Source organism: Solirhodobacter olei, assembly GCF_004010155.1.
Taxonomy (GTDB): domain Bacteria; phylum Pseudomonadota; class Alphaproteobacteria; order Rhodobacterales; family Rhodobacteraceae; genus Solirhodobacter; species Solirhodobacter olei.
Map to the genome: position 1 here is coordinate 1 of NZ_RRYH01000029.1, position 20,257 is coordinate 20,257.

At 60.2% G+C, this 20,257-nt stretch carries 16 protein-coding genes; 6 read left to right on the plus strand and 10 right to left on the minus strand.

The annotated features are described in order from the left end of the window. Positions 1-106: 106 nt before the first annotated feature. From EIP85_RS17850 to EIP85_RS17890, 9 genes are all read right to left on the minus strand, one after another. Positions 107-955, minus strand: a complete 849-nt coding sequence (locus EIP85_RS17850) for a glycosyltransferase family 17 protein (RefSeq protein ID WP_241560085.1) — start codon at positions 953-955, stop codon at positions 107-109. 707 nt (positions 956-1,662) lie between these two features. Continuing rightward, positions 1,663-2,508 (minus strand): class I SAM-dependent methyltransferase, encoded by an 846-nt coding sequence (locus EIP85_RS17855; RefSeq protein ID WP_127903576.1) that lies wholly within the window; start codon positions 2,506-2,508, stop codon positions 1,663-1,665. 11 nt (positions 2,509-2,519) lie between these two features. Further along, entirely contained in the window at positions 2,520-3,443 is a 924-nt protein-coding gene (locus EIP85_RS17860) for a GDP-L-fucose synthase family protein (RefSeq protein ID WP_127903577.1), read from the minus strand. 37 nt (positions 3,444-3,480) lie between these two features. Continuing rightward, positions 3,481-4,494 carry a GDP-mannose 4,6-dehydratase gene (locus EIP85_RS17865; protein ID WP_127903578.1) on the minus strand — a complete coding sequence of 338 codons (1,014 nt, stop codon included), beginning with the start codon at positions 4,492-4,494 and terminating at the stop codon, positions 3,481-3,483. 46 nt (positions 4,495-4,540) lie between these two features. After that, positions 4,541-5,536, minus strand: coding sequence for a GHMP family kinase ATP-binding protein (locus EIP85_RS17870; RefSeq protein ID WP_127903579.1), 996 nt, complete (start codon positions 5,534-5,536; stop codon positions 4,541-4,543). Continuing rightward, positions 5,536-6,735, minus strand: a complete 1,200-nt coding sequence (locus EIP85_RS17875) for an HAD-IIIA family hydrolase (RefSeq protein ID WP_206615576.1) — start codon at positions 6,733-6,735, stop codon at positions 5,536-5,538. The genes EIP85_RS17870 and EIP85_RS17875 overlap by 1 nt, the downstream gene beginning before the upstream one ends. Further along, positions 6,717-7,289, minus strand: coding sequence for a D-sedoheptulose-7-phosphate isomerase (locus EIP85_RS17880; RefSeq protein WP_241560082.1), 573 nt, complete (start codon positions 7,287-7,289; stop codon positions 6,717-6,719). Before EIP85_RS17880 ends, EIP85_RS17875 begins: the two co-directional genes overlap by 19 nt. Before the next feature lie 64 nt (positions 7,290-7,353). Further along, entirely contained in the window at positions 7,354-9,732 is a 2,379-nt protein-coding gene (locus tag EIP85_RS17885) for a glycosyltransferase (RefSeq protein ID WP_127903580.1), read from the minus strand. 723 nt (positions 9,733-10,455) lie between these two features. Continuing rightward, positions 10,456-11,352 carry an SMP-30/gluconolactonase/LRE family protein gene (locus tag EIP85_RS17890; RefSeq protein WP_127903581.1) on the minus strand — a complete coding sequence of 299 codons (897 nt, stop codon included), beginning with the start codon at positions 11,350-11,352 and terminating at the stop codon, positions 10,456-10,458. A gap of 124 nt (positions 11,353-11,476) precedes the next feature. On the opposite strand from EIP85_RS17890, the gene EIP85_RS17895 reads away from it, so the two are divergent. Further along, positions 11,477-12,238 carry an SDR family oxidoreductase gene (locus EIP85_RS17895; protein ID WP_206615577.1) on the plus strand — a complete coding sequence of 254 codons (762 nt, stop codon included), beginning with the start codon at positions 11,477-11,479 and terminating at the stop codon, positions 12,236-12,238. Positions 12,239-12,316: 78 nt separating this feature from the next. On the opposite strand, the gene EIP85_RS17900 is transcribed toward EIP85_RS17895, so the two are convergent. Beyond that, complete coding sequence (locus tag EIP85_RS17900) at positions 12,317-13,360, minus strand: LacI family DNA-binding transcriptional regulator (protein WP_127903582.1); 1,044 nt, start codon at positions 13,358-13,360, stop codon at positions 12,317-12,319. Positions 13,361-13,626: 266 nt separating this feature from the next. Between EIP85_RS17900 and EIP85_RS17905 the strand changes: the two genes are divergently transcribed. The 5 genes from EIP85_RS17905 to EIP85_RS17925 all read left to right on the plus strand — a co-directional run bounded on the left by EIP85_RS17905 (position 13,627) and on the right by EIP85_RS17925 (position 20,234). Continuing rightward, positions 13,627-14,757 carry a substrate-binding domain-containing protein gene (locus EIP85_RS17905; RefSeq protein WP_206615578.1) on the plus strand — a complete coding sequence of 377 codons (1,131 nt, stop codon included), beginning with the start codon at positions 13,627-13,629 and terminating at the stop codon, positions 14,755-14,757. 61 nt (positions 14,758-14,818) lie between these two features. Then, the gene (locus EIP85_RS17910; protein ID WP_127903583.1) at positions 14,819-16,366 is read left to right on the plus strand and encodes a sugar ABC transporter ATP-binding protein; all 1,548 of its coding nucleotides are present in this window, start codon (positions 14,819-14,821) and stop codon (positions 16,364-16,366) included. Beyond that, the gene (locus EIP85_RS17915) at positions 16,363-17,379 is read left to right on the plus strand and encodes an ABC transporter permease (RefSeq protein WP_241560083.1); all 1,017 of its coding nucleotides are present in this window, start codon (positions 16,363-16,365) and stop codon (positions 17,377-17,379) included. Before EIP85_RS17910 ends, EIP85_RS17915 begins: the two co-directional genes overlap by 4 nt. Positions 17,380-17,388: 9 nt before the next feature. Then, entirely contained in the window at positions 17,389-18,384 is a 996-nt protein-coding gene (locus tag EIP85_RS17920) for an ABC transporter permease (RefSeq protein ID WP_241560084.1), read from the plus strand. 50 nt (positions 18,385-18,434) lie between these two features. After that, positions 18,435-20,234 (plus strand): IlvD/Edd family dehydratase, encoded by a 1,800-nt coding sequence (locus EIP85_RS17925; RefSeq protein WP_127903585.1) that lies wholly within the window; start codon positions 18,435-18,437, stop codon positions 20,232-20,234. The last annotated feature ends 23 nt before the right edge of the window (positions 20,235-20,257 follow it).

The window sequence follows — 20,257 nt, forward strand, 5'->3', positions numbered from 1 at the left end:
CCCGGAATCTGGAAAATCAGCCCCGAAGTGTCGAAGTCCGGGGTGCGGTTAATGAGCCGACTTCTCTATTCGGCGGGGTTAGATGTAAAACAGTCTATCCCTGGCCTCAGCCCTCGAGAATGTGTCGGGAGAAAAGCTTGCGGTTTTGTTGCACGAAGAGCGGGAAGCTTTCGTCGACAGGCACGATGTCATAATCCGTTCCTACTGCCGCCACAGAGCCATCGATAACCTGCTGTGCTACGTCCTGCCGCTCCATATTCCTCGGCAGCCGCGAGTGAAAGGGGATCGCTCCTGCTTTAATCGCAACGGCGTCGCGACCCCCGAGCCAGGTGAAGTGCCAGCCAGCATCATGGATTGCCCGCCGCGTAATCCAGCGTCGCATCCCCCACCGTGCCTTCCAACAGCGCAGTAAGTCACGGAAATAACGATCCGCTGGGCCGCGCACGTAGCGCAGATCTTGCATGCCTGTAAGGCCTGCCCGCTGGATCACACGTGGGCCCAGACGCAGCCAGCGTTCGCGCTTCTCCATATTCAAGAAGAAGAAGAACCATCGCAATTCCAAACAAAGCACTTCTCCCCGCATCGGCGGATCGCACTTAATTCCTGCAAGTACATCGGCTCTAGGTATCTCGTCGGCATCGCAGAGCATGATTAGGTCGTTGGGCCCAGCCTCTCTCAGCCCTTCGAGTAGCTTATCCCTCTGAAGCCGTTCCCGCTCCCAAGGAGCAGTCTTCGGCGGAAAACGATCAATCTTAAGATGGATGATTTTGTCCCGGAACTGAGAAAATCGATCAAAATTCTCCTCAAGCCAGTAGGGCTTCGGCTTGCCGCTGAAGGTCTCACCGGCCTCGATGATCACGAAGCTGTCGACGACACCGTCAAGTTCGTTCAGTCGGATCTCGAGGAGATCAAATTCGTTGAAAAACGGAAAACAGTCATAGAGCTTGGGTGCCACCAACTACTCCCTCCTCACCACTCCGGCGTGTTGCCACCTCCGAAGCCATCGCCTTCCTTGGGCTGCCGCCCCGGGACACTCGTGGATAACGACACTCGACGATTTGTAGTCTGGTCGGTCGTTTGGGGCAAGTGCACCGTCAAATTGCTTAAGCAACAGGCGGGCTTATAGTAGCGCCTGGCCTTCCGGCACGGACCGCGGCCTGTCGACCTTGTTTAAGTCAATCACACTTCACCCAGGATGCTGTCCCGAGCCGGGATGTAGGTTCAGCCTGGTACTCGCCCCCAAATTTAGAGTTAGGCGGAATATTCGGATACAGTTTACGGGGCGGCGTACGGCACCCCTTTGCCCTTGGGCACAGGTATTGCCCAAGCGGCCCTAACCTGGGGCCCTGCTTCCGGGGGTTTAGTGGCCACCTTCCTGAATTTCTCGGCAGATGCTCCTCGTTCTGCCGATTTTGGCCGCGGCGTTGACTGGCAAGAGAGTTTTCGGACAGAAGTTTGATGTCAGGAAAGATGCGCCCAATTACAGTTCACGCAGAGAGCTTTGGCTCGATCTGCTTTAGTTTACGATCAGTAGTGAATGTGATCTTACGGAAGATACGTGGCCGAATCTTTTAAAAGAATCAGATCTATTTAATTTTATTTTGGTTGCAGGTGGTAATGTCGACTATATCCTCTCTTTAGGGAGAAACCATATTAAAAACTCTAGGCGAGCGCTCGGAACACTAAGATCGGATCAAGGGTATAGTAGCCGTATTCGATCTGATCAAACAGCAACGCCTCAACATTACAAAATCCACAGTCCGAAAGCTCATCTATAAGAGACCATCCAAAATGTTGGAAGCAGAGTATCCCCTCGTTTTTAATAGGATCTCCATGCCATTCCGGCTCTAAGATATGCACGACTTTTCCATCTGTAATCTTTGCCCTAATTATGTGCTCATTGCGCCCTGTCACAAAAGGTGCAGTAAAATAGAACCTCCCGCCCGGCCGCAACACTCGCCGCACCTCTTTCAACGCGTCAATGTAATCTGGGATGTGCTCAAGAACTTCAAATGACATAACGAGATCGAAGCTCTCCTCCGGAAAGGTTAAGCGAGTAGCGTCCTCATTCCTCAATCCGGTTCGATCGGATTGACCAAGAGGGATATCATCTCCAAGAAATTCGCTCCCGATCAGGTGAGGGAAAATTCCCTTAAGGAATTTATAGAGCGGCGTTTTTTGTTCCATGATATAGGCATCCTCATGCCTATTATTTTCGTGGTGCGTCACAGCCTGAATTGCAGCCCGCATTCTCGTGTTGAACCAAGTCTCGGGGCAATTCACCGTTTCTCGAAGGTTGATCTTTCCATCGGCAAGGCGGAGATTTGGGTCAATCAGGAAATCAACCATGTGTCCGGCAGTTGAACTAAAGCCCGGGAGGGTTCCTTCTTGATCTGTTCCGTTTAGAAGATGCTTTAGGATCTCGGTCTTGAAGGCGCGCAAGGCGTGCGTTTCAGATACATACTCAGCATACTCTGAAATTGATCTTGCGTGACTTATCTCTTTCATGGCCAGTCCTATTAGTTAAATGAATCTCTGTACCAATTCCAAGTTTCTCTCAGTCCGTCCGCCAATGAAAACTTCGGTTCAAAGCCAAGTGCCGACAGACGGGAAAGATCATACGCCCGATAATCCTGTCCATTGGGTTTACCTGCGTCCCAGTCGAGCCTGCCTTCCATTTCAGTCAATCGAGCGAGAGTATCAACAACATCGCGGATCCTATATATCTTCCCACTTCCGATGTTAACTGTGCCGCGACCCTTACTCATGATGCGCTCTATCGCTGTCGCACAGTCTTTTACATAGAGAAAGTCTCGCTGGGCCGAGCCGTCGCCCCAGACCGTGACGCGTCCGCCGGTCATCTTTGCATGGTGGAACTTTGCAATCAGAGAAGGAACGACATGTCCGAATTCGATATCGAACTTGTCACGCGCCCCAAAGAGGTTGCAGGAAACGACATATGCCCATTCGAGCCCATGATCGTCCTCATAGGCCTCAAGCATTGCCAGCGCTGCGCGCTTAGCTTGGGCATACGAAGCCTCGGCTGGATGAGGACGGCCAAGGAAGATGTCGTCCTCCATTAGCGGAAGGCGTGGGGAGGGGTAAGGATATACCGCCCCAGTGCCCATCACCGTGATCTTACGTGTGCCCGCGAGTTTTGCCGCATGGATTACATTGGTGTTGATAGTGACGTTCTCGAAGAACGACAGAGCCTGGTTCTTCATGTTCCCCATGATGCCATATACTCGTGCGGCGGCATGGAAAATGTGGTCCGGGCGGAGTTCGGTTATCGCAGTTTCCGTCGCGCCGCGATCCATCAAGTCGCAGTCCTGCCGGCCGATGGCAATTACGTTCGCGTACCCCTTGTCCCGCAGGTGCTCAACCACGGCAGAGCCGACGAGTCCCCGCCCACCCGTTACCAGGATACGATCGGTCTTCTCCATAAGTCTTGCCTCGTGGTTTTGGGTATTAACCTCGGTCTCAACGCGTCAGAAAATAGCTCTCCTCGCGAACGCGTTCGCGCCAGTAGTCGAGCAGATCCTGCATCGTCTTCTTGTAGGGTATTTCCGGTTTCCAGCCGGTGTGCGCAGCAAACTTGGCAATGTTGGGAACTTGAAGATCGGCGTCGATGGGGCGTAGCCGTTCGGGATCGACCTCTATCTCGATCGAAGGATGCGTCGACATGCCGATGAGTGTGTCGAGCGTTTCGCGGACAGTGCAGGTGAAATCACCGCCAATGTTGTAGTATGCGCCCGGCTGTGGGTTGTGGGTAACCAGAAGAAAATAGGCACGAACGGCATCGCGCACGTCCGCCCAGGTGCGCAGCGAGTCGAGGTTTCCCACGCGCACGACGGGAGAGGTCTTGTTCTGCTCAATCAGAGCGATCTGCTTGGCAAAGGTGGATTCGGCAAAGACGTCGCCCCGGCGCGGGCCGGTGTGGGTGAACATGCGGGTCGTCATTACCGTCATGTTGTACGCCTCGGCGTAGTACCGGCCGATCAAATCCGTGCCAACCTTCGAGATTGCGTAGGGCGATGCGGGATGGAAACTGCACTCTTCATCGATCGGCAGTTTCTCGCGCGGCACACGACCGAAGACCTCGGAAGAGGCGCAGACATGGATAACCGAATCGTGGCAATACTTGCGGAGCGCACCCAGGAGGCGTTCCGTGCCCTGAACATTGGTGTCCATCGTATCAAGCGGGCTGTCGAAGGACGTTTTGGGATAACTCTGTGCCGCCAAATGGAAGACATAGTCTGGCTTGCTCTGCTGTACCGCGGCATCGATCGACATCGTGTCGCGCAGGTCGGCATAGACCAGATGTATCCGTTCTTTCCGATTGATCAAAGGGAGATGCTCGCGAATGTTGACCAACGGGCTGCGCCAACGGAGCATGCCCCAGATTTCCCAATCCGTTTCCTTGATCAGGTAGTCTAGCAGATGAGAGCCCACCATACCGGTGATGCCCGTAATCAGTGCACGCTTCTTCGCCATAGCCTCTCTTCCGATGGTTGCATTGTTGGGTGGGTCGTATTCCGCGTCAGAGGGCCTTCACAAGCCGTGAGCCCTCATCCTGGAACTCCGCCTTTATCACCCGTTCCGCCCCGAACCAGGACTGCATCCGTTTGATGGCGTCTTCCGGCGCGAGGAAGATGAAGAACCCGCCGCCTCCGGCGCCCGCCAGTTTTCCACCATACGCGCCGAGTTTCATGCCGGCCTCGTAGATCTCGTCCAAGTGAGTGTTGGAGATAGATGACGAGAGCGACCGCTTGATCCGCCAGTTCTCGCTCAGCATCCTGCCGATCTCGGTCAGCGCCATATCGGCATCGCCGCTCTGGAAATGCTGGCGCGCCTCAAAGCACAACTCTTTTATGGCCTGCAGGTCGCTGTTGACCTTCCCTTCCCGGGTAACCTTCACCTGCTCCTCGAGAATAGTGGATGCAGATCGGTATCGTTGGGTGTGGACCAGCACCAGAGACTCATTCAGCTTCCTGCGGAATCCCGTGCTCATCTGGATCGGCGAGATCGCCGTGTTGTCTTTCTTGAATTCATAGAGCGAAAATCCCCCGAACGCGGCGTGGAACTGATCCTGGACGCCCACCCGCTCCAGCAGGAGTTCGCTTTCGACCCGAACGGCGGCCCGCGCAAGATCGTATTTCGTCGGTGCGATCCCCTTGAGATGTCGCACGAGGTTCAGGAAGCCGACGGTGAAGGCGGATGAACTTCCGAGCCCACTGCCTCCCGGAATGTCGGAAATTACAGCGAGATTGAACGGCACATCGTAGGCCTCATCCTTCAGCACTTCGCGAATCACCGGGTGCTGTATCTCGGCGGCATGATCCACCGTCTCGACTTTGCTGTAGGTCAGCCTGTACCGGGTCTGGGCCACCGGGGACATCGGCAGGCAGATCATGTAGATGAACTTGTCGATAGTGCCGCCGAGGACCGCGCCGCCGCTGTGCTCAAAATACTCCCGATAGTCGGTGCCGCCGCCGAAGAGGCTAATCCGGAGAGGAGTTCTTACAATTGTGAGCATTACAGTCCCATATCTTCGACGATCTTGCCGAGGTCCGTTCCGTCGGTCTGAACCGCCCGAATGCCGAACGCTCTTGCCGCCTGCAGATCGCTGGGCTTATCCCCAATCATGATAGCTTCGTCCAGATCCATGCGCCAGTCGGAACGGGCCTGCTCGAACAGGCCTGTCCCGGGTTTTCGGCAGTCGCATGTCCTAGAGAATTCGGCAACCGATCCGTTCGGATGATGCGGGCAAAAATAGAATGCATCGACATGAGCGCCCGCGTCCTGTAGGCGGCGGTTCATTTCCCGGTTGAACTCCCGCATCTGCGCCACATCGAAATAGCCGCGCGCTATACCGGCCTGATTGGTCACCACGATGACCAACCGTCCGGCGTCGTTGCAGCGCCGGACCGCATCGACGGCCCCTGGCAGAAAGACGAGATCTTCGGTCCTGTGGGTATAGCCGTCGTCCCGGTTCAGAGTACCGTCGCGGTCGAGAAAGACTACCTTGCGGCGCTCCACTGCCGGCAGTTCGACCTGAGCCTGCTCGTAAGTCTCTGGCATGCCGATATCGAGAAAGTAGCCCTCAAACGTCATGCCAATGATCTGTTCGCGTTCCACTAGGCGGGGCATGACATCGGTTTCGAGCGACACCTCACCGGGGCCGATATCATCGATGATCCGCCGCGCGGCAACATAGACGCCGCCGTTGATCAAGCCGGGTTGGCCAATACTTGGCAACTTTTCCGCAAAGTGAAGAATCCTGCCTCCTTGGTCGATACTAACCTGGCCAAAGCGCCCCGTGTCCGGCACCTCGCGAAGCGCAAGCGCGATGTTGCAGTGCTGGCGCCCGAACCGCTGTGCAAGGGCGAGGTAGTTGAAATCGAAGAACGAGTCACCGTTGCTCAGCAGAAACACATCATCCAGCAGGTCTGCCGCTTCCCTAAGGGCCCCCCCTGTCCCCGCCCGGCCAGCCTCTTCGATGACCTTGACCTTTGCGCCTCCGATCCTCCCGGAAGCATAGTGATCGCGGATCTTCTGCGCCTGGTGCCGGGCAAGAAGAATGACTTCCTCGAAACCATGACGCGCAATGTTCCTCAAGAGGATGTCGAGAAACGGCTCGCCGCCTACCGGCAGCATCGGTTTGGGTACGTCGGCGGTCAAAGCCCCAAGGCGGGTGCCAAGACCACCGACCAGCACTACGGCTTGTCGGAGCAAAGCTCTATCTCCACTATGCCGCAAATAATATGGCCGATCGCTATGTGCATTTCTTGAATGTGGTTGGTCTGGTTCGACGGTACACGAACCGCCAGCGCAGCCATCTTACTAAGAGGACTCTCGGCGCTTCCGGTCAGCGCGATGCAACGAATGCCAATCTCGCTCCCAACTTCAAAGGCGCGAACGACATTCGCACTGGTGCCACTCGTCGAAAGTCCGATGAGGACATCGCCTTCGCGTCCAATGCCACGCAACTGTCTCGCGAAGACTAAATCGTAGCCATAGTCGTTTCCAATTGCAGTCAATGCAGACGTGTCCACCGTCAGCGCAAGCGCTGGCAGCGGCGCCCGATCGACAAGAAACCGACCCATCAGCTCGGCGGCCAAATGCTGACTATCCGCTGCGGAGCCACCATTTCCACAAAATATCACTTTCCCACCAGATCGTAGGCTTTGGACGCAAATAGACGCTGCCGCTTCAATATCAGCGGCCATCTCGCGCAACGTCTCAAAGTTCTTCGATACAGTGGTCAGATACTCATCTATCGATATCAAGTCTCGCCCTCCGCCTGACCGACATTCGTTTGACTTCCAATTGCTGCATTTCGGCGAGCCAACTCTACCTCAACGCGTCCACAGCGGCCTTGCCGCGACGCTCAGCGAGCAAGGCAACGAGCTGCACTTCATATTCCAGACCAAGCGCACGAAGTTCTGCTAACACGGAAACAACAATTTCGGGCCGGTCGAGCAACTTCTCCAAGTCGGGCTCGAGCGTCTGTAGAACTTCCCGCTCCGAGGCACCAGATTTTTTCGATAGATTGAGACGCACGGAGATATGTTCCGCCATACGTCGCGCGTCGTTGGTCTTGATGCGCGCCGTTTGGCCGTGCTGTCGGAATTTGTTAAGGAGCTCTGGAATATAAATGACATCACCATGCAGCATGGCCTGCCCAGCGAAGAGCCAGTCGCCGGCGAGCTTATAATTGCATACATCATTGGTAAATGCCGCGCGAAATACATCGGCATCAAATAGCGCTCCACTCATGTTAGGAATGATCATGCCAAAGCGCTGAAACTCCCATAACTCCTGATCTCCGCGCGCAATAAAAGGGCGCGACCACCGGGTCTTGTGAAAGAGCTGTGAGTGATATTGAAGGCTTGACCCAATATACTCCCCGGCGTCATCGATATACCATGACGCACAATAGGCAATCTTAGCAGCGCGCCGGGTTGTCATGTACCTGACGAGCCTACCCACAAACAAGGGATCGCAGGAATCGTCACTCTCGCAAATCCAGATCAAATCCTCTTTGGTGTTTGCGGCGGCATATTTCCACGCTGAAAATGGAGAGCCACTCTGTTGTTCCCTCCTGATATATTCGAAATTATATTTGTTGCGCAGCCGCTCCAGAATTTCATGCGACCCATCTGTGGAGTGATCGTCTATCACCGTCACGCGAATATTCGGGTATTGCTGATCAAAGATCGATCGCAGACGCTCTTCGATAAAGGCAGCATGTTGATACGACGGGACGACGGCATGGACAGTAGGCATTTCAATTAGGTCGGTGCGGGCTGGTAAGCCATAGGAATCCGCTATTTGTGGCCACTTCGAATCCCAGCTATAGTTGCATCTGCATACAACAGCCGCCGCTGCCGCAATCGAGCGGCGGGTTTCGGGATCTGTCAGCAATGTGACCACGCATTCAGCAAAATCAGATGGCCGTTCAGCAATCAGGATGGACTCTCCATCAATATATGCGAGGCCTTCGGCTGACAGAGGTGATGCAACAGCAGGGACATTCAAATGGGCATATTGATTGATTTTCCCTCGAAATCCGGCGCCGCTGAGTGCCGGCGCAATGCCTACCGCCCCGGCCATGACATGTGGAGCAATGTGGTCGACTTCGCCAATATGCTTGATGCCGTCCATCTGCTCGGGAAGGATATCCGAAATATCCCCTCGACCAATGATGCGGAATTCGTATTCTGGTACCGCTGCACGAACCTTCGGATGAACCTCATTGAGGTACCATCGTAAGGCGTCCTTGTTGGTGTCGGAGCCGAAGTAAGCGACATAGCATACTGCGTGATCCTCTTGATCGATCGGAGATATGTCGCTCGAGAATTCGATCTCAGAGATCCCAGTCTCAATGGCTACCACGTCAGCCTCAACAAAGGAGCGAATTGCTGCACAGTCCTTCATGGAGACACATATGGTCTGATCAACAACTCGGCAAATCCTTGCCTCTTCTAAGGCGCTCCCCGATGTGAGGCCGCCTTCCGATTTCGCGTCAGTGCCGCGTTCTATGCACTCATTACGTATATGACTCTCCATCGGAGTGAAGATTAGCCGGCGGCCAATCTTCCGATAGGATTCGATAATTTCTGGGGGTTGCGGAAACTGAAAATCAATAACATCGAAATATCTCGGATGGCGCGCGCGCCGCAAATATTCCAAAACTGAAAAATTGTAGCCGTCCGCCAAAACAATATTATCAAAGATCTGTGATGCCTCACCCATCGGGCCAAGAGATTCAAGGTTCGCTGCGGTAAATAGCTCGACATAGACATGAGGATGCTTGCTCTTGATTTGACGGATCATATCAAGAATGCGCAGTCCCCCAGCGTGATTGACCGTAGGAGCGTGCAGGCAGACCACCAAGATTTGGCTTGTTGCGTATTGAGGTTCTATATCCGTTTGAACATCGAGCTTAATGCCCTGAATTGATTCAAGCCTCCTGGGGCCTTGGAGCAACCCGCGATCCAAGGCACTTCTGGTACTGTCCTTAATTTCCATTTCTGAGGGTGTGGTGGTCTGGGCGTGAAAATAAAATTGTTCGCCAACTATGCTTGCGATCTTCTTCCTGCGCTTTTCCGCCGACCTGGAAAATCTTGCCCGGGCTCGATGTGAGAAAAAGGGGACTTTGCTTAGCTTTGCCAAGAGCGCCGACTTGAGCCATAAGATTGGTATGCTTTGATTTCTTCGGGTTGTCATATGGCCTCATTCCCAGCGCAAATTCAGTGTGGGGGCTTGCTCGTGACAAGAAGGCAGTCTGGTAGATACTATTTGCACAATTAAGAGGGATCTATCCAAATGCGGACACCATCGGTATCGGGGGTGAAAATTTGGCATTGTCTTGGACTTTGTGCTGTTTCGGGAAGGTGGCTTGTGGGCCCTAGACCATTGCGGGTGATCTATAGATTTGCTGATGATCCGGGTCAACAAGGCCGCCAGTAGATTGAGGCCGTACGTAGGCAGATGGATGCCGATCGTTCTGTTTCCGGACTGATTAGGTGACGCGGTCCCGTCCGGTTCGAGCGAGTTGGTTACTGTTGTTCTTGGTTTGGCCCTCATTTGGTTGTTGCTGTTACTCCCGCGGGTTCAGCCTGTCGCGTGTCACTCAAACCCACCATGGCGCACTGAGGCCGTCGGCGAGCGTCTACACCCTCATATTCTACCCCTCTTCGGAGGCTGTTCCGCCCCCCAGGTTGACCTACCCTCGGCCTGGACTTCGCTTTCGACCCTGGTAGGGTTGCTACGCGGGCCAAAGGCTCATCCGCCGGCATTGATCCTCCCAAGTTATTCTTATTGGCCAGTTCGATTCCAATGGTCTGATCATCGTCGCGCTGCAGCCATGCCGATGCCTGGTGACTCACCGGCGGTGCGACTGCGCCGGCTGTTACTAGTCCCCGGACTGCGTAACGATGTTTCGGGCCGTCAAGGCCTCTGCACTCCGTTCCTGTTCAGTGCCACCGAGTAAAGGCTCGTCGTCGCTGTGATGAAGAGTTGCTGCTTCGCGCGGCCGCCGAAGCAGACGTTGGAGACCAGCTCCGGCACCAGAACCTTGCCCAGAAGCCGCCCGTCGGGCGCCACGCAATGCACCCCATCAGCGGCCGAGGACCAGATGTTGCCCTCGGTATCCAGTCGGAAGCCGTCCGCAGCCCCGGGTTCGATCCGGTGGAAAACCTCGCCGCCCGAAAGCCGCCAGTTCGTTCCCACGTCGAAAGCCCTAATATGCTGCGGATCGCCTTGGAAAATGCGACCGGTGTCGGCGACGTAGAGCCGGCTCTCGTCGGGGCTGAAGGCGAGGCCGTTGGGACAGTTGAAATCAGTGATCACAGCGTCGATCCCACCCGAGGGATCGACGCGGTAGACATTGCAGGGCAACTCTTGTTCGGCCTTGAAGCCCTCATAATCGCTGGCGATGCCGTAATGCGGATCGGTGAACCAGATCGCCCCGTCAGAGGCCACAACCACGTCGTTCGGAGAATTGAGCCGCTTGCCCTGGTAGCCGTCAGCGATCACCGTGATGCTGCCGTCAAGCTCCGTCCGCGTCACCCGGCGCAGCCCGTGCTCGCAGGAGACAAGGCGGCCCTCGCGGTCGCGGGTGTGGCCGTTGGCGTAGTTCGAGGGCTGGCGAAAGGTGGTGATCCCCACCCCTGGCGTCCAGCGCATTATGCGGTTGTTAGGGATGTCGGAGAACAGAAGGCAATTCGCGTCGCCGAACCAGACCGGCCCCTCTGCCCAGTCGAAGCCGGTAGCAAGCTGCTTCACCGGCGCGTTGAAGAGGACATAGGACCGGAAGGCCGGGTCCACGATCTCGAAGAATGCCATGGTTTCCTCCCGCTCCGGCACATCGTGCCAGTTTGGCGGGAACGCCGGGCGGCGGCAAGGCCGAGCGCTTGACATCGCGCGCCCGCGACGGGAGGGCTTGGGGAGGCAAGCGGGAGGGGTTGCGATGATGCAGGGACTTGGGATCTTCGATCTGGCGGGCAAGCGGGCCCTGGTCACCGGCAGCTCCCAGGGGATCGGGCTGGCACTCGCGCGGGGCCTGAAGTCCGCCGGCGCGGAGCTGGTGCTGAACGGGCGCGACCGGGCGAAGCTCGCCGCTGCGGCGGAGGGCCTTGGCGGGGCGGAAACCCTGGCCTTCGACGTGACCGACCATGCCGCGGCGCGCGCGGCGGTGGACGGGTTCGAGGCGGAGGCCGGGCCAATCGACATCCTGGTCAACAACGCCGGGATGCAGTTCCGCGCGCCACTGGAGGAGTTCCCGGCCGAGGCGTTCCAGCTGTTGTTGCAGACCAACATCGCCTCGGTCTTCAACGTGGGCCAAGCCTGCGCACGGCACATGATCGGGCGCCGTACGGGGCGGATCATCAACATCGCCAGCGTGCAGACCGCGCTCGCCCGGCCCTCGATCGCGCCCTACACGGCGACTAAGGGGGCGGTGGGGAACCTGACCAAGGGAATGGCGGCAGACTGGGCGCAATACGGGCTTTGCTGCAACGCCATCGCGCCGGGGTATTTCGATACGACGCTGAATGCCGCGCTGGTGGCCGATCCCGACTTCACTCGCTGGCTGGAGGCGCGTACCCCGGCCGGCCGCTGGGGCAAGGTAGAGGAGCTGGTGGGTGCCTGCATCTTCCTCGCCTCGGAGGCGGCCTCCTTCGTCAACGGACACGTCCTTTACGTCGACGGCGGGATCACCGCGGCGCTGTGAGCGCGGCTCCGGCCCGAAACAGCGGGCGAAGCCGCCGGACCAGCGCCCACCCGCGGACGGCCGCTGGCCCTCTGCCACTTAGGGTCGGGGCGCCTTTCGCGTGCTATCCCGCTCGCGGATCTCGAAACCCATGTCGATCCGCCGTTCCTCGGGGCGCTTGCCGGAGCCTCGGATGATCTCCAGCACGATCTCTGCCGTGCGTTCGCCCATCTCGTAGCGCGGTGTTGCCACGCTGGTGATGGCGGGATGGGCAATGGAGCAGAACTCCAGGTCGTTGAACCCCATGAAGGAGATGTCCTCCGGCACCCGGATCCCACGCCGGTCGCATTCGAAGAGCGCGCCGAGGGCGAGGTTGTCGCTGGAGCACCAGACCGCGTCCACGTCCGGATGCCGTTCTATCAGCGCGGCGAGGAGCTCGGCCCCGAGGGGCACGCTGGTCGGTCGGGTGGAGGCGATGACCAGCGGCTCCATCCCGCGCGAGACCATTTCCTGTTCGAACGCCTCGCGGCGGCGCACCGCGCGGGCGTCGAGCGGCGCCATCAGATGAGCGATGCGGCAACAGCCGCGCTCCATAAGGAAGCGCAGGGCGGCATGGCCGGCCTCTACCTGCGACAGGCCGATGTTGATGTCGATGGGCCGGTCGGTCAGCTCCATCACCTGCACCACCGGCACGCCCGCATGCTGCAGCATGCGCCGCGCCCCGGGGGTCTGGTCAACCCCGGTGACGATCATCGCCTCCGGATGGTGGCCGAGGAGGGTGGCGATCGCCTTCTCCTCGTTGGCATCGGTGTAGCGCGAGTTCAGCACGAGAAGCTGGAAGCCCGCCGGCAGGAAGACGTTGTGCAGCGCGCTGAGGAAATCGTTGAAGACGCCGTTGGTCAGCGAGGGCACCACGACGCCGATCGTGTTGGTCTGCGCCGAGGCCAGCGCGCTCGCCAGCCGATTCGGCACGTAGCCGAGGTCGGAGGCCGCCGTCGCAACCCGCTCGCGCAGGGTTTCGGAGACGAGATGCGGCTCGCGCAGGACGCGCGAAACCGTGACCGCGCTGACGCCGGCCCGTTGGGCGACATCGCCAAGCGTCGTTCGGCGTCGGGGCCGGGTGGAAATGTCCTTATCTGTCATCGCGCCACTCTTTCCACTACCCGCACCTATACAGGCAAGGTTTCTTCAGCCCGCCGCGGGTTGCCCCGCGGCCGAGACCATGCGGAACCGTCCCTCCCTTGCTGCCCCGCCCGTGTTTCAGGCACGGGCGAGGACTATGCAGTATGCATATGATAGCGCTTCCATCGTCAATGGAAGCGCTATCATTGTCGTTGACAGCTAAAATCGACCTCCGTACAGAATTGGGAGGACAGGGCGCCAGAGCCCTGCCAATGGGAGGAAGATCAATGACGAAAACGCAGAAGATGCTGCAGTCGTGCGCGCTTGGGCTGCTGTTGGCGGCGGGGGCCGCGACCGCTGCGATGGCTGCCGGTCCGAGTGTCGTGAAGGGCCCCGGGGCCGATCCGGGCTGCTTCACGCCGCAGTCGGCCAGCACGAAATTCTTCCAGTGGAAGGCGCACAAGGCCCCGTTCCGCATCGCGCTGGTGAACGGCTTCATCGCCAATGACTGGCGGGTCCAAATGATCCGGGTCGCTAAGGCCTATGTTGCTCAGCCCTCGGTCGCCAAAGAGATCAAGGAGTTCAAGGTCGTCTCGGTCGGCCAGGACATCGCCGCCCAGATCGCCGCGGCTAATAACTTCATCGACCAGGGCTTTGACGCGATCATCGTTGACGCCAACAGCTCCGCCGCCTTCAAGGGCGTGGTGCGCAAGGCCAATGCCAAGGGCGTCGTCGTCGTCTCCTTCGACAACGTGATCGACAGCCCCGACCAGATCTCGGTCAACGTGAACCAGGAAGGCCTTGGCGAGATGGCAGCGAAATTCCTGTTGAAGGAAGCGCCGAAGACGGGCGACCTGACCTTCCTGCACGTCCGCGGTCCGGCCGGCCAGCCGGTCGACATCGCCCGCAACACCGGCTTTCACAAGGTGCTCGGCGCGTCCGGGCGTAAGGTTAAGGTGGTCGATGTGATCGGGAACTGGGCGCCGGGCGACGCGCAGAAGGCGACCGCCGATGCGATCGCCGCCGGGGGTGTCTTCCAGGGTATCTACGTACAGGGCGGCAGCCAGGGCACGGCGCAGGCGATGCTCGACGCGGGCAAGTTCAAGGCGCCGATCTCCGGCGAGACGGAGAATGCCTTCCGCGAGATCTGCGACAAGGCAAAGCTGACCTGCCAGTCCGGCGGCACGGGCCCGGCGCAGAGCGCGGTGGCAATCAAGACCGCTATCGCGGCGCTGGAAGGCAAGGTGATCCCGCAAGAGATCGCGCTGCCGACAGCGGTGGACTACTCGCCGTTCACGGACGGCAAGACCGTCTTCCCGAACCTTCCCGGCAGCTTCTTCGCGGGTAACAACTTCCCGAGCTGCAACATTGGCTTCTCGGCGTCCGAGATCGCTGCGCAGACGGCCAAGAACAACTAAGATCGGGATGCGCGGCGGGGTTGGCCCCCGCCGCGCATCGGCAGGGAGGAAAGGCCGAAACATGAGCGAACGCGCACCGGGCCCGCTTTTGCGGGTGGAGGGCGTCTCCAAACACTACGGCGGGGTGCGGGCGCTGGAGGACGTGCAGTTCGCCTGTCGTGCCGGCTCCATCCACGCGCTGCTGGGGGAGAACGGGGCGGGCAAGTCCACCTTCATCAAGATCCTATCAGGGGTCGTGCAGCCCGATACGGGCAAGATTGAGCTGGGCGGTAGGCCGATGGCCTTTGCTACGCCGGGCGAGGCCTCGGCCGCTGGCGTCTCCTGCATCTTCCAGGAGCTGTCGCTGCTGCCAGATCTCTCGGTGGCCGATAACATCTGCATCACCGCGCCGCCGCGCCGGTTCGGGCTGATCGACAAGGCCGGGCAGCGGCGGCTGGCCTCAGAGATGCTGGCGCGGATCGGCGGCGAGGACATTCACCCCGATGCGCCGGTGGGCGAGCTGCCGCTGTCGCGCCAGCAGATGGTAGAGATCGCCAAGGCGCTGGCGCGCAATCCCAAGGTGCTGATCCTCGACGAAGCGACATCGGCGCTGACCGCGGGCGATGTCGCCAAGGTCTTCGCGCTTCTGAAGCGGCTGCGGGAGGAGGGGATGGCGATCATCTACATCTCCCACCGCATGAACGAGATCGCGGAACTGGCCGACGACTGCACCGTCTTCCGCAATGGGCGGTATATTGAGACCTTCCGCGCCGGCACCAAGACCGACAACGAGATCGTCGAGATGATGATAGGGCGGGAATACTCCTCCGCCTTCCCGCCGCTGGGGGACACGATGCGGGCCGGGTCCCCTGCCCTTTCGGTGAAGAACCTGTCCTGGGCGGGGGAGCTGAAGGACATCACCCTGTCGGTGAGCCCGGGCGAGGTGGTGGGGCTGGGCGGCCTCGACGGTCAGGGGCAGAGGCAGTTTCTGCTGGCACTCTTCGGCGCGCTGATCGGGGTCGGCGGCGAGATCGAGATTGCCGGAAAGCCGGTAAAGATCGGCAGCCCGAAACAGGCGAAATCGCCGGAACTGGGCCTGGCTCTGATCCCGGAGGACCGCAAGAACGAGGGGCTGATGCTGCCGATGACGGTGCGCGAGAACCTGTCGTTTGCGGCCCTCGACACGGTAAGCCGCTTCGGCCGGGTGGACCGGGCGAAGGAGAACGAGCTAATAGATGAGATCGTGCGTAGGCTCGCTATCAAAGCGGACGGGGTGGACGGGCCGGTGGCGGCGCTGTCCGGCGGCAACCAGCAGAAGGTCGTGATCGGCAAATGGCTGATGACGCGGCCGAGGATCGTGCTGTTGAACGACCCGACCCGCGGCATCGACGTGGGCACCAAACAGGAAATCTACCAGCTGCTGCGGCAGCTCGCCGCCGAGGGCACGGCGATCCTGTTCTATTCAACGGACTACGACGAGCTGATCGGCTGCTGCGACCGGGTCGCCGTCTTCTATGACGGCACGATCACCCGGATGCTGCAGGGCGCGGAGCTGACCGAGCACAACCTTGTCGGCGCGGCGCTGAACATCGGCACGCCGGCCACCGAGCAGAAGGAGGCCGCGCTATGACCGTGGCGCAGGACCCGGCGATGAAACGGCCGAAGCGCGGCAGCTGGCGCTACTGGTTCGCGGCGCAGCGCGGCGTGCTGGTCGCGGTAGCGATCTTCGCGGTGATGTTCGCCGTCTATGGCGCGGCCCAGCCGATCGGGATGTCCGCCGACGTGGTCAACACCGCCGTCAACAAAGGTGCGCTGCTGGCACTGGTTGCCATGGCGCAGACTCTTCCGGTGCTGACGGGGGGCCTGGACCTTTCGGTCGGCATGACCTTCATGCTGGCCAATTGCCTGGCCTCCGCCGTCGTCTCCGGCAGCCCGGGCATGACCGCGCTCGGCATCGTCATCGTGCTGGTGGCAGGGCTTCTTTGCGGGTTGGTCAATGGGCTGATCGTCGTCTACGGGCGGCTTCAGCCGTTGATCGCGACGCTTGCGACCTCGGCCATCTATTTCGGCATCGCGCTGGCGGTCCGGCCGACGCCCGGCGGCGATATCAACGGCGCATTCGCCGACTGGATGACGCGGTCGACCTATGCCGTCCCCTCCTCAGCCGTGCTGCTGCTGGCGGCCGTGGTGCTGGTCTGGCTGCCCTACCGCAATTCAGTGCTCGGCCGCTCGATCTATGCCGTCGGCTCCTCGCCGCAGGCGGCCTATGCCTCCGGCGTCAACATCGCTCGGGCGAAGCTCTCGGCCTATACGCTGGCTGGGCTATTTGCGGCCCTTGGCGGACTGCTTCTGACCTGCATCACCTATTCGGGTGAGGCGCGGGCAGCGCTCGGCAACGACTATACCCTGAACTCCATCGCCGCAGTGGTGATCGGCGGCACCTCGCTTTTTGGCGGCTTCGGCAGCGCGATCGGATCGATCTTCGGGGCCTTCGTAATGCGGACCGTGGGCGACCTGCTGATCGTCTTCAACATCAACCCGGTGCTGCAGCCGCTTTTCGTCGGGGTCGTACTACTCTTCGCTGTCAGCCTCGGCTCGCTCAGGTTGCTGCGCATCCGCAACAAGCTCGATCTCTATCGCTAGGGGACCATGATGACATCGAAAACCCTCGCGAAGATCGACCCGGCAGTGCTGATCGCCTTCGGCTGCATCGTGCTTCTCCTTGGCATAGGCTCCATCGCCAAGCCGGGGTTCCTGTCGGCCGCCTACCTGGTTCAGCAACTGCAGACGGCCTCGTTCCTCGGGATCATCGCCTCCGGCGTGATGCTGGTGATGCTAATGGGGCAGATCGACCTGTCGATCCCCTGGGTCATCGCCATGGGCGGCATGATGGCGACTGGGGCTGAGGGGATCCTGGGCCACACGCTGGGCCAGCCGCTCGCGATCCCGTTCGGCATATGCTGCGGCCTGCTGGCCGGCCTCGTGAACGGGGTGGGCGTGGCCTATCTGCGCGCACCGTCGATGATCTTCACGCTCGGGATGAACGCGGTCGCCCAGGGGCTGATGGTCTGGCACACGGGCGGCTTCGCGCCGCAGGACGCGGCAACCCCGCTGATGGTGGCGCTGGCGAGCGGTCACCTGATCCCCGATGTGCCCAATCCGCTGCTGATCTGGATCGTGCTTGGCGGCGTGATCGTCTGGATGCTGACGCGCAGCCGTCTTGGTCGGCAGATCTACGCCATAGGCAACAAGGAGAGGGCAGTGTTCCTTTCTGGCGTCGACAGCCGCAAGGTGACGGTCCTCGTCTTCGCCATCTCCGGCGCCTGTGCCGCAGCAGGAGGCGTGCTGCTTTCCGGCTGGGCCAGCCGGTCCTACCAGGCGATGGGCGATCCCTACCTGCTGCCAACCATCGCCGCCATCGTGCTGGGAGGGACCAACGTCCTGGGTGGCCGCGGCTCCTACCTGGGCACGATCGCGGGCGTGATCCTGATCACGCTGCTGCAATCCATCCTCTCGGTTCTGCAGCCGCAGGATTACTTCGCCCAGCTGGGCGTGAAGCTGCCCGACGACGTCTTCCGCCAGGTCGTCTTCGGGCTTGTCATAATCGTGATGATGATGCTCTACGGACGGGAGCGGGTGATCCGTTAGGATCGCGCCCCGGAGAGCAAAACCCCGCCAAACCCCGAAAGACACAAGCCATGACACAGAAACGCACCGCCAGCTCGCTCCGCTCCCGGCTCTGGTTCGACAACCCCGCCAACCGCGAGATGACCGCGCTCTACCTCGAGCGATACCTCAACTATGGCCTGACACGGGAAGAGCTGCAGGGCGGCAAGCCGATCATCGCCATCGCGCAGACCGGTTCCGATCTTTCGCCCTGCAACCGCCATCACATCGAGCTGGCCAAGCGGCTGCGCGACGGGATTATCGCTGCGGGCGGCATCCCCCTGGAGGTGCCGGTGCATCCGATCCAGGAGACCGGTAAGCGGCCCACCGCCTCGCTCGACCGCAATCTCGCCTATTTGAGCCTGACCGAGTCGCTCTTCGGCTATCCGATTGATGGGGTGGTGCTGACCATCGGCTGCGACAAGACCACGCCGGCGCTCCTCATGGCTGCCGCCACCGTGAACATCCCGGCCATCGCCTATTCCGTCGGCCCGATGCTTAACGGCTGGTTCCGGGGCGAGCGAACCGGGTCAGGCACCATTGTCTGGAAGGCCCGCGAGCTGCACGCCGCGGGCGAGATCGACGATGACGGGTTCATGGAAATGGTCGCCTCCTCCACCCCCTCGACCGGCTATTGCAACACAATGGGGACAGCGACGACGATGAACAGCCTGGCCGAGGCGCTCGGGATGCAGCTGCCGGGCTCCGCCGCCATTCCCGCCCCCTACCGCGAGCGCGGGCAGATGGGCTACGAGACCGGCAAGCGCATCGTGGAGATGGTCTGGGAAGACCTGAAACCCTCCGACATCATGACGCGGGCCGCCTTCGAGAACGCAATCGCCGTCAACTCCGCCATCGGCGGGTCGACCAACGCGCCCATTCACCTCAACGCCATCGCCCGCCACCTTGGCGTGCCGCTCGACAATGACGACTGGCAGGCAATCGGGCATCACCTGCCGCTTCTGGTGAACCTGCAGCCAGCGGGCGAATACCTTGGCGAGGATTACCACCGGGCCGGAGGTGTTCCGGCCGTGGTGGGCGAGCTGATGGCGGCGGGCCTGCTGCCCAATCCCGATGCGGTCACCGCAAACGGCCACAGCATGGGCGAGAACTGCGGCGAACGCCGCAGCGAGAACCACGCGGTGATCCGTACCGTCGCCGAACCGCTGAAGGCGGAAGCGGGGTTCCTGAACCTGAAGGGCACGCTTTTCGATAGTGCGATCATGAAGACCTCGGTGATCTCCGAGGAGTTCCGCAAGCGCTACCTCTCCAACCCCGCTGACCCGATGGCCTTCGAAGGGCCGGTCGCGGTCTTCGACGGGCCGGAGCAGTTCCACGCCACGATCGACGATCCGGCCCTGGGGATCGACGAGCATACGATCCTCGTCATGCGCGGGGCCGGGCCTCTGGGCTACCCGGGCGGCGCGGAAGTGGTGAACATGCGCCCGCCGGCCTACCTGCTGAAGCGCGGCGTCGCTTCGCTCCCCTGCATCGGCGATGGGCGGCAGTCGGGCACCTCCGGCTCGCCCTCGATCCTCAACGCCTCGCCCGAGGCCGCTGCAGGCGGGGGGCTGGCGCTTCTGAAGAACGGCGACCGGATCCGGATCGACCTGAAGGACGGGACGGCGGATATCCTAATGTCGGCGGAAGCCCTGGCCGAGCGCGCGCGGGAACTGGTGGCCGAGGGCGGCTACAAGGTGCCCGAGAGCCAGTCGCCCTGGCAGCAGTATTTCCGCGAGCTGGTCGGCCCGTTCTCGGAGGGCATGACCCTGCGGGACGCGCCAAACTACAAGTCCATCGCCGCGAAGTTCACGCCGCGCGACAATCATTGACGTCGCAAGGGTTTCGGTAAGGC

Coding starts and splice junctions, on each gene's coding strand:
- EIP85_RS17855 (WP_127903576.1), bottom strand. CDS start 2,508: ATGAAAGAGATAAGTCACGCAAGATCAATTTCAGAGTATGCTGAGTAT.
- EIP85_RS17860 (WP_127903577.1), bottom strand. CDS start 3,443: ATGGAGAAGACCGATCGTATCCTGGTAACGGGTGGGCGGGGACTCGTC.
- EIP85_RS17865 (WP_127903578.1), bottom strand. CDS start 4,494: ATGGCGAAGAAGCGTGCACTGATTACGGGCATCACCGGTATGGTGGGC.
- EIP85_RS17870 (WP_127903579.1), bottom strand. CDS start 5,536: ATGCTCACAATTGTAAGAACTCCTCTCCGGATTAGCCTCTTCGGCGGC.
- EIP85_RS17885 (WP_127903580.1), bottom strand. CDS start 9,732: ATGACAACCCGAAGAAATCAAAGCATACCAATCTTATGGCTCAAGTCG.
- EIP85_RS17890 (WP_127903581.1), bottom strand. CDS start 11,352: ATGGCATTCTTCGAGATCGTGGACCCGGCCTTCCGGTCCTATGTCCTC.
- EIP85_RS17895 (WP_206615577.1), top strand. CDS start 11,477: ATGATGCAGGGACTTGGGATCTTCGATCTGGCGGGCAAGCGGGCCCTG.
- EIP85_RS17900 (WP_127903582.1), bottom strand. CDS start 13,360: ATGACAGATAAGGACATTTCCACCCGGCCCCGACGCCGAACGACGCTT.
- EIP85_RS17905 (WP_206615578.1), top strand. CDS start 13,627: ATGACGAAAACGCAGAAGATGCTGCAGTCGTGCGCGCTTGGGCTGCTG.
- EIP85_RS17910 (WP_127903583.1), top strand. CDS start 14,819: ATGAGCGAACGCGCACCGGGCCCGCTTTTGCGGGTGGAGGGCGTCTCC.
- EIP85_RS17915 (WP_241560083.1), top strand. CDS start 16,363: ATGACCGTGGCGCAGGACCCGGCGATGAAACGGCCGAAGCGCGGCAGC.
- EIP85_RS17920 (WP_241560084.1), top strand. CDS start 17,389: ATGACATCGAAAACCCTCGCGAAGATCGACCCGGCAGTGCTGATCGCC.
- EIP85_RS17925 (WP_127903585.1), top strand. CDS start 18,435: ATGACACAGAAACGCACCGCCAGCTCGCTCCGCTCCCGGCTCTGGTTC.